Origin of the sequence: Streptococcus sanguinis (assembly GCF_019929225.1) — a bacterium.
Taxonomy (GTDB): Bacteria; Bacillota; Bacilli; order Lactobacillales; family Streptococcaceae; genus Streptococcus; species Streptococcus sanguinis_J.
On sequence record NZ_JAHZPA010000001.1, the window covers coordinates 94798 to 109185 of the forward strand.

Here is a 14388-nt window from a genome sequence, read left to right on the forward strand (position 1 = left end):
AATCTTTGAAAAGGCTTGCTTATGGCAAGCCTTTTCACTCTTTTTTTGATATAATAAGAAGAATAAATTGAAAGAAGGAAATCCAATCATGGGAAAACTTGAAGTTATCGCTCATCCACTAATTCAGCATAAATTGTCTATCTTGCGTCGTACGGATACCTCTACCAAGGCATTTCGTGAATTAGTTGATGAAATCGCAATGCTGATGGGATATGAGGTCTTGCGCGATTTACCACTTGAAGATGTAGAAATTGAAACACCGATTACGAAAACAGTTCAAAAGCAGATTGCAGGTAAAAAATTGGCTATTGTTCCAATCTTGCGCGCAGGTATTGGCATGGTGGATGGACTTCTGAGCTTGGTTCCAGCAGCTAAGGTCGGCCATATCGGAATGTACCGTGATGAGGAAACCTTGAAGCCGGTCGAATATCTGGTCAAGCTGCCAGAAGATATTGACCAACGTCAGATTTTTGTTGTGGATCCAATGCTAGCTACTGGTGGTTCTGCGATCTTGGCGGTGGATTCTTTGAAGAAACGTGGTGCTAGCCACATTACATTTGTGTGTTTAGTTTCTGCGCCTGAAGGAGTAAAAGCCTTGCAGGAAGCTCATCCAGATGTTGATATTTTCACAGCTGCTTTGGATGACCATCTCAATGACCATGGTTATATCGTACCAGGACTGGGAGATGCAGGAGATCGTCTTTTCGGAACCAAGTAAAAGTTTCTATTTGACCTTTTTTGACCAAAAGGATATAATAGTTCCGTAATTTGAAATTCTATTCCCTAGTTTGATAGAAAATTTTAAAAAGAGAAAGAGAGAAAACTATGATTCCTGTAGTTATTGAACAAACCAGCCGAGGGGAGCGCTCCTATGATATTTATTCTCGGCTATTAAAAGATCGGATTATCATGCTGACTGGCCCAGTAGAGGATAATATGGCTAATTCAGTCATTGCCCAGCTCCTTTTCTTGGATGCACAGGACAATACTAAAGATATTTATCTCTATGTGAATACGCCGGGTGGATCTGTTTCAGCAGGTCTGGCCATTGTGGACACTATGAACTTCATCAAGTCTGATGTTCAGACCATTGTTATGGGTGTAGCTGCCAGCATGGGAACGGTCATTGCTTCCAGTGGTGCCAAGGGCAAACGCTTCATGCTGCCAAATGCGGAATATCTGATTCACCAGCCAATGGGCGGGGCTGGAAGTGGTACTCAGCAAACGGATATGGCCATTGTAGCTGAGCACTTGCTTAGAACTCGTAATACCTTGGAAAAAATCTTGGCTGAAAACTCTGGTAAGTCCGTTGAGCAAATCCACAAGGATGCGGAACGCGATTACTGGATGAGTGCTCAGGAAACCTTGGAATACGGCTTTATTGACGAAATCATGGAAAATAGCAATCTGAGCTAACAGAGGAGGAGCCAAAAGCGGCTCCTTTTTTGCGGTTTTGAATCTGACAAGCTAGCAAGTTCAGGTGTTTTAAGCTAATCATAAAGCTTTTCAGGGCTAGTTTTTTTGCCCTATCTTTGCTATAATCATCTAAGAACTACATGGACCGGAAAGGAGTTTTATGATAGAGAGAGAAGAAAGAGTGGGCTTGATTGTCTATCTTTACTATAATCGAGATGCCAAAAAGCTGGCAAACTTTGGGGATATTATTTATCATTCTAAGAAGCATCGTTATCTGCATCTCTATGTCAAGCAAGAGGACGCCCAGAACTTACAGGAAAATCTGCCCAAGGAGCGCTATGTTAAGCAAGTTCGGATTTCTCACATAAAAGAACTAGATCAAAACTTTGTTGGAAGCCTGTATAGAGAGCAAGAAAACGTTATCATTTGATAAAATTTTTATAAAGGGTTGACAATTGTCAGATAATTCGATATATTCTTACTATATCATCAATCAAATCACTTAAGGAGATTTCCTAATGAAGAAAAAATTTGCACTATCCCTAGTAGCTTTTGCTAGTGCGGCCCTTCTCGCAGCTTGTGGAGAAGTATCCAATAACAACTCAACAGCAACTGGTACAGAAATTGGCGATACGATTAAATTTGGTTTTAACTTTGAAGAATCAGGTGAAGTAGCAGCCTACGGTACAGCTGAACAACATGGTGCTCAGTTGGCAGTTGATGAAATCAACGCTGCTGGCGGCGTGGATGGCAAGAAGATTGAAGTTACTGATAAGGATAACAAATCAGAAACAGCTGAAGCATCTACCATCACTACTAGCTTGGTTACCCAAAGCAAGGTAAATGCAATCATTGGCCCTGCGACTTCTGGAGCTACAGCTTCAGCTACTGCAAATGCTGCTAAAGCAGGTGTGCCAATCATTACACCAAGTGCGACACAGGATGACCTGACCAACAAGCAAGATTATCTTTTCCGTGCTACCTTTATTGATAGCTACCAAGGTAAAATCATTTCCAAGTATGTCACTGACAACTTGAAAGCTAAGAAAGTCGTTCTTTACTATGATCAATCCAGTGACTACGCTAAAGGAATGGCGGATGCCTTCAAGAAGGAATTCAAGGGTGAGATTGTAGCAACAGAAACCTTCCAATCTAAGGATACAGACTTCCAAGCTGCTTTGACAAAGATTAAGGGCAAAGAATTTGATGCTCTGGTTGTTCCAGGTTACTATACAGAAGCTGGTAAAATTGTCAATCAAGCGCGTGGTTTGGGTATTGACCAAACAATCGTTGGTCCTGATGGCTTTGGTGATGCTAAGTTTGTTGAGCAAGCAACTCCAGCTGCAGCTACAAATGTTTACTATGTATCTGGCTTTACAACTTCTGGTGAAATGTCAGAAAAAGCTAAGAAGTTTGTTGAAGCATACAAAGCTAAGTACAAAGAAGAGCCATCTATGTTTGCAGCTCTGGCATATGACTCTGTTTATATGGCAGCTGAAGCAGCTAAAGGCGCTAAAACTTCTGTAGATATCAAAGACAACTTGGCTAAGCTTAAAGATTTCGATGGAGTGACCGGTTCAATCACTATTGATAAAGATCACAATCCAGTGAAAACAGCTTTGATGATTGGCTTGAAAGACGGTCAAGTAGATACTGTAGAAACAGTTAAAGCGGAATAATAGTTATGAGGCTGGGGCTATCCCAGTCTTTGACTTGTTTTCTATTTTTAGTTGCTTGAGCAAATTAGTAGATGATTTCTGTCTTTATGAATCTGCGGATTTGAAAGAGTATCGTTTTGTAATCTATTCTTCTTCTTTTCTCAATCAACTATTATTCGTATTTTGGGAGTGGGATGATAAAATCACGACCTAGTCTGCTGATTTTTCTCCCATTCCTTATTTTATTATAGAAAGAGTGGTGTCTAATGCTCCAACAATTAGTCAACGGTCTAATCCTGGGTAGCGTTTATGCGCTTCTGGCTTTGGGTTATACCATGGTTTATGGGATTATTAAGCTGATTAACTTTGCCCACGGCGATATCTATATGATTGGTGCCTTTATGGGTTATTACTTGATTAATATCCTGAAGTTTAATTTCTTCCTTTCTCTTATTTTAGCGATGATTGGGACAGCGATTCTCGGTGTGGTTATTGAGTTTTTAGCCTATCGTCCTCTGCGAAATTCGACTCGGATTGCGGCTTTGATTACAGCCATTGGGGTCTCTTTTCTCCTTGAGTATGGCATGATTTTCTTTGTCGGTGCCAATACCCGTTCCTTCCCGCAGGTTATTAAAACAGTACGCTTTAACTTAGGACCGATTTCTATCTCAAATATTCAGCTGCTGATTTTGGGAATTTCGATTTTCCTCATGGTGGCTCTGCAGTTCATCGTGCAGAAGACAAAGATGGGTAAGGCTATGCGAGCTGTATCTGTAGACAGTGATGCTGCTCAGCTCATGGGAATCAATGTCAATCGGACAATCAGCTTCACCTTTGCTTTGGGGTCAGCTCTTGCAGGAGCTGCTGGTGTTCTAATTGCCCTTTACTATAATTCATTAGAGCCTTTGATGGGGATGACTCCAGGTATTAAGTCCTTTGTAGCAGCCGTTCTCGGTGGTATTGGAATCATTCCTGGTGCTGCGCTTGGTGGCTTTGTTATCGGTCTTTTGGAAACTTTTGCGACAGCGCTTGGACTATCTGATTTCCGTGATGCCATTGTCTATGCGATTTTGATTGTCATTCTTCTGATCCGTCCAGCTGGTATCCTCGGCAAAAATGTGAAAGAGAAGGTGTAAGGTATGAAAAAGAATTTAAAGGTAAATATTTTCTGGCTTGGCCTTGTCTTAATCGGCTACTTGCTGATGACAGTATTGGTTAGTGCCGGTGTTCTCAACGCTTTTTACATTCAAATCTTAGAGCAGATCGGAATTAATATTATTCTGGCGGTCGGGCTCAACCTCATCGTCGGATTCTCGGGCCAATTCTCTCTTGGCCATGCTGGATTTATGGCTATCGGTGCCTACGCTGTAGCAATTATTGGCTCTAAATCGCCAACTTATGGAGCTTTCTTCATTGCTATGCTGGTAGGAGCAGTCATTGCTGGTATTGTAGCTTTGGCAGTTGGTTTGCCAACGCTTCGTCTTAAAGGGGACTATCTCGCGATTGCGACTCTTGGTGTCTCTGAGATTATCCGGATTCTAATTATTAATGGCGGTACTTTGACGAATGGCGCAGCTGGTATCCTATCCATTCCACCCTTTACTTCTTGGCAGATGGTCTATGTCTTTGTTGTTATCACAACTATTTTGACCTTGAATTTCCTGCGCAGTCCTATCGGTCGCAGTACTCTGTCTGTCCGTGAGGATGAGATTGCTGCCGAGTCTGTTGGAGTTAATACTACTAGAATCAAAGTGACAGCCTTTGTCTTGGGAGCTATCACGGCTTCTATTGCTGGCTCTCTTCAAGCTGGCTTCGTCGGTTCAGTCGTCCCTAAGGACTATTCCTTTACCAACACTATCAATATCTTGATTATTGTCGTTTTTGGTGGTCTAGGCTCTATGACTGGAACCATTGTAGCTGCAGTAGTATTGGGAATTCTCAATATGCTACTGCAGGATGTGTCCAGCATTCGGATGATTGTCTATTCTTTGGCTTTAATCTTGGTCATGATTTTCCGTCCAGGCGGACTTTTGGGAACATGGGAGCTGAGTCTGTCTAAGCTCTTCAAAAAGAATAAGGAGGTCAAAGAATAATGGCACTTCTTGATGTGAAAAATCTAACTAAAAACTTTGGCGGTCTTACTGCTGTCAGCGATGTGACCTTGGAACTCAACGAGGGCGAGCTGGTTGGTCTGATTGGCCCTAATGGTGCAGGAAAAACGACTCTTTTCAATCTCTTAACGGGCGTTTATGAGCCGAGTGAAGGGACAGTGACACTAGATGGTCATTTGCTCAATGGTAAAGTTCCGTACAAGATTGCTGCTTTAGGTCTAGGGCGGACCTTCCAGAACATCCGGCTCTTTAAGGACCTTAGTGTTTTGGATAATGTTCTGATTGCCTTTGGTAATCATCATAAGGCTCATGTGTTGGCTTCTTTCCTCCGTCTGCCAGCCTACTACAGAAACGAAGAAGAACTCAAAGCTAAGGCTTTGGAGTTGCTGAAAATTTTTGACTTGGACAAGGAAGCAGAAACCTTGGCTAAGAACTTAGCTTATGGTCAGCAGCGCCGCTTGGAGATTGTTCGCGCCTTGGCAACAGAACCAAAGATCCTCTTCTTGGATGAGCCGGCTGCAGGGATGAACCCTCAGGAGACAGCTGAGCTGACTGCATTGATTCGACGGATTAAAAACGAATTTAACATTACCATCATGCTGATTGAACATGACATGAGTCTGGTAATGGAAGTCACTGAGCGCATCTATGTGCTGGAGTACGGCCGCTTGATTGCGCACGGAACACCTGATGAAATCAAGAATGACAAACGTGTTATTGAAGCTTATCTAGGAGGTGAAGCCTAATGTCCATGCTTAAAGTTGAGAATCTCTCTGTCCATTATGGCATGATTCAGGCTGTCCGTGATGTCAGCTTTGAAGTAAATGAAGGAGAAGTCGTTTCCCTGATTGGTGCCAATGGCGCTGGGAAAACGACCATTCTCCGGACTATTTCAGGCTTGGTTCGTCCAAGTGCTGGTAAAATTGAATTTGTAGGCAATGAAATTCAAAAAGTTCCTGCTCAAAAAATCGTAGCAGCTGGACTTTCGCAAGTACCAGAAGGCCGTCATGTTTTTCCAGGTTTGACCGTTTTGGAGAATTTGGAAATGGGCGCCTTTCTCAAAACAAACCGCGAAGAAAATCAAGCCAATCTCAAAAAGGTCTTTTCTCGTTTCCCACGCTTGGAAGAGCGTAAAAACCAAGATGCTGCGACTCTGTCAGGTGGTGAGCAGCAGATGCTGGCTATGGGACGGGCTCTGATGTCTACGCCTAAGCTTTTGCTCTTGGATGAGCCTTCTATGGGCTTGGCGCCAATCTTTATCCAGGAAATCTTCGATATTATCCAAGATATTCAGCGGCAAGGCACAACAGTTCTTTTGATTGAGCAAAATGCGAACAAGGCTCTCTCTATCGCCGACCGCGGCTATGTTCTTGAAACAGGCAAAATCGTTCTGTCCGGAACCGGCCAAGAGCTCCTCGCTTCTGACGAAGTCCGCAAAGCATATCTAGGTGGCTGAAACAATCCGGGGGATTGTTTCAGGTTGCAGATGGGAATTCGCGAGAGCGAGTTTTCTTCAAAATGTCTGGGAGACATTTTTAGGTTGTTGATAGAAAGTTATGGCAGTAACTTAACATTTAGAAAAGGTCCAATGGACCTTTTTAAGTTGCAGATAAAGAAAACAAGGTTTTCGTCAAGATGCCCGGTGGATTGTTTCAGGTTGCAGATGGGGACTCGCGAGAGCGAGTTTTCTTTAAAATGTCTGGGAGACACTTTGAAGTTGTTGATAGAAAGTTATGGTAGTAACTTAACATTTTGAAAAGGTCCAATGGACCTTTTTCTTATCTTAGATGCTTAAAATAGTTTAGTTAGCCATTTCCTATCTTCAATTTTTCCAATCGCGGGATTTTTCTAAATTTTGAAAACTTAGGCAAAGACCTTGGAAGCGTTTGAAATCAGCTGCAAAATAAAGTATAATAAGTATAAGAATTATGGATAGGAAGTAGAGGGAACTTTTATGGCAGTTAAAGATTTTATGACGCGTAAGGTGGTTTATATCAGCCCAAATACAACAATTGCTCATGCAGCAGATATGATGCGTGAGCAGAAACTCCACCGTCTGCCGGTGATTGAGAATGACCAACTAGTGGGACTGGTGACAGAAGGAACGATTGCAGAAGCTAGTCCATCTAAGGCAACGAGTCTGTCTATTTATGAGATGAACTATCTTCTCAACAAAACCAAGGTTGGTGATGTTATGATTCGTGATGTGGTCACAATTTCTCAGTTTGCTAGCTTGGAAGATGCGACCTATCTGATGCTGAAAAATAAGATTGGTATCTTGCCTGTCGTGGACAATGAGCAACTTTACGGTGTTATTACTGACCGTGACATTTTCAAGGCCTTCTTAGAAGTGTCTGGCTATGGTGAAGAGGGAGTCCGTCTGCGCTTTGTCACTGAGAATAAGGTGGGGGTTCTTGAGCAGATAATCCGTCTTCTGGTGGAAGAAAATCTCAACATCTCCAATACCGTCAATATCCCACGCAAGGATGGCAAAGTCGTCATTGAAGTACAGTTAGCCGGTAATATAGATACGGCGCTTCTCAAGAAAAAATTTGAGGAGCATGCTATTGAGCTGGCTGAGATTACACATACTTCAGCAAAAGCGTTATAAGTAAGAAAAAAGCCTCATCGTTAGATGAGGTTTTTAACGTACAATAGGTTGTTTGTTGGCATCTAAAGTGAAGCCTTCGCCCAAAATCTCATGGGCTTCGGTAATAGTTGTAAAGGCAAATGGATCGACTTGGTTAATTAGTTTCTTCATTTGCTGCATTTCGTTACGGGAAACAACACAGTAGACAATCTGGAGATCCTGCTTGCTATAGAAGCCTTGGCCCTTGAGGAAGGTCACTCCACGATCCAGCTTGTTATTGATAGCTTCAGCAAGTTCTGCCGGTTTGCTGGTAACGATAAGGAATCCTTTGCCGGCAAAGCCTCCTTCTGCAATCAGGTCAATGACGCGCGAGGTGATAAAGACAAACATTAGGGTATAAGACACCATGCGTAGGTCTTTGAAAACAAGGAGAACCAAGGTAATGACTACAAAATCAACAGTCAGCATGAGTTTGCCCATGGAAATGCTCGTATATTTATTAAAGATGCGGGCTACAATGTCAGTACCGCCCGTCGTTCCACCAGCATTGAAGATGATACCTAGTCCAATTCCCAGAACAATCCCTGTTCCAAGACAGGCTAGTAAAACGTCCCCGTCCAGAGCTGAGAGGAAATAGTCTTGCAGGTGTTTGGAGGCAGGTAGGATTTCAAAAATCTTGAGCCAAGCAGACACGGAGAAGGTCCCTAGAATGCTGAGGTAGAGGGTTCGCGAGCCCAGTAGCTTCCAAGCAATAATAAAGAGAGGAATGTTAATAATCAGGTTGGTCGTCGAGACAGGGATTTTAAATAGATAGTAGGCAATCAAGGTCAGACCCGTCGCACCACCTTCATATAAATGAAAAGGAATGACCAAATAATGAATCCCAAAAGAAAAAATTCCAGCCCCAAAAATGATGGCCAGTACGTTTTTTAATTTAAACATAACATCCTCCTAAATCTATTTCCAGAAATTTATTCTGAATATATTTTACCAAAAATTTAGCCTTTATGAAAGACTTTGAAAAAATTTTTAAAGTCTTTTCTTATGATGGGCTTTTAGCTTTTTTTTTGGTAAAATAAACAATAGATAAAAAAGAGTAGGGTGAAAATAATGAGCTGACGGAATCTGCTCTTATCAGCCTGCACAGTAATGTGGACGGACTCTGAAAAGTAGATTATATCAAGCTTTAGGGCAAGTCTTATCTGCATTTTCTTATAAAAATTAAAAAATAGAAGTTAGAGATTCAAGGTAAAGATGAAAAATGGTATTTTGATTTCGCTGGAAGGTCCAGAAGGGGCTGGAAAGTCGAGTGTGTTGGAAGCCTTGCTTCCTTTTTTGAAAAATTATGGTACTGGCCTGATTACGACGCGGGAGCCGGGTGGCGTCCAGATTGCGGAGACCATTCGCGAAGTGATTTTGGAACCTAGTCATACTGCGATGGATGCTAAGACTGAGCTCTTGCTGTACATTGCCAGCCGCCGTCAGCACTTGGCTGAACGGGTTTTGCCAGCTTTAACGCAAGGAAAGCTTGTCTTGATGGATCGTTTTATTGATAGTTCAGTGGCCTATCAGGGCTACGGACGGGGTCTGGATGTAGCAGACATTGAATGGCTCAATCGGTTTGCGACAGATGGACTCAAGCCTGATTTGACCCTCTATTTTGATATTGATGTGGAAGAAGGGCTGGCGCGGATTGCTAGGAGCGAGAGTCGAGAGGTGAATCGGCTTGATCTGGAGGGTTTAGACTTGCACCAGCGGGTTCGCCAGGGCTATTTGGCGATTCTTGACAAGGAGCCTGAGCGCTTTGTCAAGGTGGATGCCAGTCAACCACTAGATAAGGTAGTGGCTGATAGTTTGGCCATCATTCAGGAACGATTTGGGAATCCGTCATGAAGATAAAAGATTTACAGCAAAGCCAGCCCAGCTTGTTTGAGCAGTTTCAGCATATTTTGGAACAGGGGCGGCTTAGTCATGCCTACTTGTTTACCGGAGCTTTTGGCAGTTTTGAAATGGCCCAAATCCTGTCCCAGAGTCTCTTTTGTGAGAATAAGCAAGGCGTCTGGCCTTGTCAGTCCTGTCGTTCTTGCCGTTTGATTGCAGAAGAAGATTTTTCTGATGTAACGGTGGTGCGACCAGTTAATAACATTATCAAAACAGACCGGGTTCGGGAGCTGGTCCGAAACTTCTCTCAAAGTGGTTTAGAAGGCAGTCGGCAGGTTTTCATTATCTGCGATGCGGATCGGATGCACGTCAATGCAGCCAATTCCTTACTCAAAGTCATTGAGGAACCGCAGAGTGAGATTTATATCTTTCTTCTGACTGCTGATGAACAGCTGATTCTGCCGACGATTCGAAGTCGGACTCAGGTTTATCATTTTTTGAAAAATACAGCTGCTCTGCAGCACAGTTTGGAACAGGATGGCTTGATTAAAAGTCAAGCGGAGCTACTAGCTGCTTATAGTCAGACTCAGTCAGAAGCGGCTAGCTTGGCTCATAATAATGCCTTTTTTGAATTAGTCAGCGAATGCGAGCGCTTTGTCAAGGATTTTCAGAGTCGCTCCAGTCAGGCATTTCTGCAGGTTTCGCGTCTGGCAAAGCTGGCTGATGATAAGGAGAAGCAGGAACAGGTCTTCAAGCTCTTGGAAGTGTTATTTTATAAAGTGATAGCAACAAAAAGCGGTCGACAGGCCTTGGAGCAGCTTTTACTGGCTCGGAAGATGTGGCGGGCCAATGTATCTTTTCAAAATGCTTTAGAATATATGACTTTGAAGGGAAAGTAAAAAGAGGCAGTACAGGAGTATAAAATGGATAAAAAAGATTTATTTGACGCCTTGGATGATTTTTCACAGACGCTTTTAGTGACCCTTGCTGAGGTGGAGGCTGTCAAGAAAAATCTCAAGAGTGTGGTAGAGGAAAATATTGCTCTGCATCTGGAAAATGACAAGCTGAGGGAGCGCTTGGGAGAGGTGGAGAAGGAAGCTCCGACCAAGACCAAGAAAAACCGGGATAATCTGCGTAAGCTTTACTATGACGGCTTTCATGTCTGTACTGATTTCTATGGTCAGCGCCGGGAGAATGACGCAGAGTGCATGTTCTGTGATGAATTGTTATTTAGGGAGTAGCGATGCAGGTTCAAAAAAGTTTTAAGGGCGAAACTGCCTACGGCAAACTCTATCTGGTCGCGACTCCTATCGGCAATCTGGATGATATGAGCATCCGTATGGTCAATACCCTGAAAGAGGTTGACAGGATTGCGGCTGAAGATACGAGAAATACAGGCCTGCTGCTCAAGCATTTTGGGATTGAGACTAAACAGATCAGCTTTCATGAGCACAATGCCAAGGAGAAAATCCCAGTTCTCTTGGACATGCTTCAAAGTGGAAATGATATAGCCCAGGTTTCGGATGCTGGTCTGCCCAGCATTTCTGATCCTGGACATGATTTGGTTCAGGCAGCGCTAGAAGCCGGAATTACTGTGGTGCCGATTCCTGGCCCTAGTGCTGGAATAACAGCCTTGATTGCTAGCGGATTGGCTCCCCAACCGCATATTTTCTATGGCTTTCTTCCTAGAAAAGCTGGCCAGCAGAAGGAATTTTTCACTAGCAAAAAATCCTATCCTGAGACTCAGATTTTCTACGAATCCCCTCATCGGGTTCGGGCTACGTTGGAAAATATGCTGGCAGTTTATGGTGACCGACAAGTCGTTTTGGTGCGTGAGTTGACTAAGATTCACGAGGAGTATCAGCGAGGGCTGATTTCAGAGCTGTTGGCCTATACAGCAGAACATCCGCCTAAAGGAGAGTGTCTCTTGATTGTAGCTGGGGCGGCAGAAGATGCTCAACAAGAAATTTCTCAAGAGCAGATCCTAGCTGAAATTGATCTTTTAGTCGAAGCTGGCAGCAAAAAAAATCAGGCTATCAAGGAAGTGGCCAAGAAATACGGTAAGAACAAGAGCGAGCTCTATGCGGTTTATCATGAAAATAAGGATTGATAGAAGCTCAGAAATTTCTCAATACAACCAGTTGTCTGTTTAAAAATTGTAAAAAGTGTAACTCAGCTTTTTAGTAAGACTATTTAATCCTGACCTAAACTCAGGATTTTTTTGTTACCTTAATTAGACAGTTGGTTTTGCTTATCTATATTTCAACAATGTTCGGGAATTGGCTAAAAAAGTGCTAGATTTCTGAAATAAAATAGATATTTTCTAAACTTTGTGATATGATATACAAAATAAATTTTGGAGGTAGGATATGACGATTTACAATTTTTCTGCTGGACCGGCAGTATTGCCCAAGGAAGTCTTGAAAAAAGCTCAGGCTGAGTTTTTAGACTATGCCCAAAGTGGCATGAGTGTGATGGAGCTGTCCCACCGATCCAAAGAATTTGACGATATTATCAAAGAAGCTGAGAGCTTGCTGCGTGAGCTCATGGATATTCCGGACAATTACCGCGTGCTCTTTCTGCAGGGTGGAGCTTCTACTCAGTTTAGTATGATTCCCCTTAATCTAGCCCAAGGCGGCAAGGCCTATTACCTAGTGGCTGGATCTTGGGGAAAGAAAGCTTACACCGAAGCAGTCAAGCTGTCTAAGTTCATTCCTTTTGAGCCCATTCTTTTGGCTTCATCAGAGGATTTAAATTACACGGAAATTCCTTCTTTTGATGAGAAGGAGATTGATCCGCAGGCGGCTTATGTGCATCTGACAACCAATAATACTATCGAAGGAACGGCTATTTATGACTTGCCAGCGACTAATGGCGTGCCGATTGTGGCGGACATGTCTTCTAATATCCTGGCTGCTCAGTACCGAGTAGAGGATTTTGGTTTGATTTATGCTGGGGCTCAGAAGAATATCGGACCTGCCGGCGTGACAGTTGTTATCATCCGAGAAGACCTGCTGGATGATGAGCCAGTTCTATCTAGCATGTTGGATTACCGCATTCAGGCGGACAATGGCTCTCTTTACAATACACCACCTACTTTCGCCATCTATATGGCCAAACTGGTCTTTGAGTGGGTCAAGGAGCTGGGTGGTGTAGCAGAAATGGAAAAGCGCAATCGTGAAAAATCTGGCCTTTTATACGACTTCATTGAGCAGTCTGATTTTTATCGCAGTCCAGTCCGTTACAAGGAGCAGCGCTCAGTAGCCAATATTCCCTTTGTGTCTCCTAGCCCAGAGCTGGATGCTAAATTTAACAAAGAGGCTGCAGCAGCGGGATTCAAGAATATCAAGGGACACCGCAGCGTAGGCGGCATGAGAGCTAGTCTCTACAATGCCTTTCCGCTCCAAGGTGTCAAAGACTTGATTGCTTTTATGCAGAAATTTGAAGAAGAAAATTCTTAAGAGAGGGAAACTATGGTCTTTAGTGTCAAAACCTTTAACAATATCAATCAAATCGGACTTAAGGAGCTGGGCAATGCTTTTCAGATTGACGGAGATAAGTCGGACAATCCAGATGCTTATATCCTGCGCAGTCAAAACCTGCATGGACAGGAATTTCCAAGCAAGCTCAAAGCCATTGCGCGAGCAGGCGCAGGAACCAATAATATTCCTGTCGACCAGGCAACGGCTCAGGGAATTGTGGTCTTCAACACGCCAGGAGCTAATGCCAATGCGGTCAAAGAAGCGGTCTTAGCTTCTATTCTCCTATCTGCCCGTGACTATATCGCAGCTAACAGTTGGGCTAACGGGCTTTCTGGTGATGATGTTCCCAAGCAAGTAGAAGCTGGTAAGAAGCAGTTTGCTGGGACAGAAATTGCAGAGAAGACTTTGGGAGTCATTGGGTTAGGAGCTATCGGCGGCCGTATTGCCAACGATGCCTATCGTCTGGGGATGAACGTCCTTGGTTATGATCCTTATGTATCCATTGAAACAGCTTGGAATATCTCTAGCCATGTCAAACGGGTAGCAGACATTAAGGAAATCTTTGAGAAGAGTGATTATATCACTATCCACGTCCCTCTGACTGAGGATACACGCGCTACTTTCGATCAGGCTGCTTTTGGTCTTATGCAAAAGGGAACAACCCTCATCAACTTTGCTCGTGGCGAGCTGGTGGATAATGCTGCCCTCTTTGAAGCCATAGAAGCTGGTGTAGTCAAGCGCTATATCACAGACTTTGGTGTAGAAGAGCTGCTCCGTCATCCACAGATTACTGTCTTTCCGCATTTGGGTGGCTCGACAGAGGAAGCTGAGCTCAACTGTGCCATTATGGCTGGGAAAACCATCCGCCGCTTCATGGAAACGGGCGAGATTATTAATTCAGTGAATTTCCCTAATGTCCGTCAGGCTCTCTCAGCACCTTATCGGATTACCTTGATTAACAAAAATGTACCGAATATTGTGGCTCGAATTTCAACAGCGGTTAGTGATTTGAATATCAATATTGACAATATCATCAATCGTTCCAAGGGTGATTATGCCTATACTTTGCTGGATCTGGATGAGTCGGATGAAAGCAAGATTCAGGACTTGGTTGATAAATTTGAGAATAGCGACAATATTGTGCGCGTGCGTTTGATTAAAAAATAACCGAAAATTAGATGGTGTTTCTTTATGGAATGCGTCTGTGCCAGCCGATGAGCCTTTCGCTTGTCGGCTTTTTCTAATGAGTC

The 14388-nt window shown here is 43.3% G+C and carries 16 protein-coding genes; 15 read left to right on the plus strand and 1 reads right to left on the minus strand.

Features of this window, described 5'->3' with window-relative positions:
* The first annotated feature begins 88 nt into the window (after positions 1 to 88).
* The 9 genes from upp to K1I80_RS00510 all read left to right on the plus strand — a co-directional run bounded on the left by upp (position 89) and on the right by K1I80_RS00510 (position 7796).
* Positions 89 to 718, plus strand: coding sequence for a uracil phosphoribosyltransferase (gene upp, locus K1I80_RS00470; protein WP_002894672.1), 630 nt, complete (start codon positions 89 to 91; stop codon positions 716 to 718).
* An 80-nt stretch (positions 719 to 798) separates the two neighbouring features.
* Positions 799 to 1416, plus strand: a complete 618-nt coding sequence (locus K1I80_RS00475; RefSeq protein WP_223313447.1) for an ATP-dependent Clp protease proteolytic subunit — start codon at positions 799 to 801, stop codon at positions 1414 to 1416.
* 160 nt (positions 1417 to 1576) lie between these two features.
* Positions 1577 to 1846 carry a YlbG family protein gene (locus K1I80_RS00480; protein WP_002899797.1) on the plus strand — a complete coding sequence of 90 codons (270 nt, stop codon included), beginning with the start codon at positions 1577 to 1579 and terminating at the stop codon, positions 1844 to 1846.
* Between the two features lie 88 nt (positions 1847 to 1934).
* The gene (locus K1I80_RS00485; protein WP_223313399.1) at positions 1935 to 3095 is read left to right on the plus strand and encodes an ABC transporter substrate-binding protein; all 1161 of its coding nucleotides are present in this window, start codon (positions 1935 to 1937) and stop codon (positions 3093 to 3095) included.
* 245 nt (positions 3096 to 3340) lie between these two features.
* Positions 3341 to 4210, plus strand: a complete 870-nt coding sequence (locus K1I80_RS00490; protein WP_002897070.1) for a branched-chain amino acid ABC transporter permease — start codon at positions 3341 to 3343, stop codon at positions 4208 to 4210.
* 3 nt (positions 4211 to 4213) lie between these two features.
* Positions 4214 to 5167, plus strand: coding sequence for a branched-chain amino acid ABC transporter permease (locus K1I80_RS00495; RefSeq protein WP_002905928.1), 954 nt, complete (start codon positions 4214 to 4216; stop codon positions 5165 to 5167).
* Positions 5167 to 5931 carry an ABC transporter ATP-binding protein gene (locus K1I80_RS00500; protein WP_223313398.1) on the plus strand — a complete coding sequence of 255 codons (765 nt, stop codon included), beginning with the start codon at positions 5167 to 5169 and terminating at the stop codon, positions 5929 to 5931. Before K1I80_RS00495 ends, K1I80_RS00500 begins: the two co-directional genes overlap by 1 nt.
* Entirely contained in the window at positions 5931 to 6641 is a 711-nt protein-coding gene (locus K1I80_RS00505) for an ABC transporter ATP-binding protein (protein WP_002894681.1), read from the plus strand. The genes K1I80_RS00500 and K1I80_RS00505 overlap by 1 nt, the downstream gene beginning before the upstream one ends.
* A 498-nt stretch (positions 6642 to 7139) precedes the next feature.
* A complete protein-coding gene (locus K1I80_RS00510; protein ID WP_002905931.1) occupies positions 7140 to 7796 on the plus strand; it encodes a CBS domain-containing protein in 657 nt (218 codons plus the stop codon).
* Positions 7797 to 7829: 33 nt separating this feature from the next.
* On the opposite strand, the gene K1I80_RS00515 is transcribed toward K1I80_RS00510, so the two are convergent.
* Positions 7830 to 8717 carry a YitT family protein gene (locus K1I80_RS00515; protein ID WP_002923623.1) on the minus strand — a complete coding sequence of 296 codons (888 nt, stop codon included), beginning with the start codon at positions 8715 to 8717 and terminating at the stop codon, positions 7830 to 7832.
* A 312-nt stretch (positions 8718 to 9029) separates the two neighbouring features.
* Between K1I80_RS00515 and tmk the strand changes: the two genes are divergently transcribed.
* The 6 genes from tmk (at position 9030) to K1I80_RS00545 (ending at position 14305) form a co-directional block, all read left to right on the plus strand.
* On the plus strand, positions 9030 to 9668 hold the full coding sequence (tmk, locus tag K1I80_RS00520) for a dTMP kinase (protein WP_223313397.1): 639 nt from the start codon (positions 9030 to 9032) through the stop codon (positions 9666 to 9668).
* Positions 9665 to 10555: a DNA polymerase III subunit delta' gene (locus K1I80_RS00525; RefSeq protein WP_223313396.1), complete on the plus strand. Its 891-nt coding sequence runs from the start codon at positions 9665 to 9667 to the stop codon at positions 10553 to 10555. The genes tmk and K1I80_RS00525 overlap by 4 nt, the downstream gene beginning before the upstream one ends.
* A 24-nt stretch (positions 10556 to 10579) precedes the next feature.
* Positions 10580 to 10897 carry a DNA replication initiation control protein YabA gene (gene yabA / locus K1I80_RS00530; protein ID WP_002894690.1) on the plus strand — a complete coding sequence of 106 codons (318 nt, stop codon included), beginning with the start codon at positions 10580 to 10582 and terminating at the stop codon, positions 10895 to 10897.
* A gap of 2 nt (positions 10898 to 10899) precedes the next feature.
* On the plus strand, positions 10900 to 11766 hold the full coding sequence (gene rsmI, locus K1I80_RS00535; RefSeq protein ID WP_223312353.1) for a 16S rRNA (cytidine(1402)-2'-O)-methyltransferase: 867 nt from the start codon (positions 10900 to 10902) through the stop codon (positions 11764 to 11766).
* Positions 11767 to 12025: 259 nt separating this feature from the next.
* Positions 12026 to 13117 (plus strand): 3-phosphoserine/phosphohydroxythreonine transaminase, encoded by a 1092-nt coding sequence (serC, locus tag K1I80_RS00540; RefSeq protein ID WP_223312352.1) that lies wholly within the window; start codon positions 12026 to 12028, stop codon positions 13115 to 13117.
* 12 nt (positions 13118 to 13129) lie between these two features.
* Positions 13130 to 14305: a 3-phosphoglycerate dehydrogenase family protein gene (locus K1I80_RS00545; protein ID WP_002923633.1), complete on the plus strand. Its 1176-nt coding sequence runs from the start codon at positions 13130 to 13132 to the stop codon at positions 14303 to 14305.
* Positions 14306 to 14388: the final 83 nt, after the last annotated feature.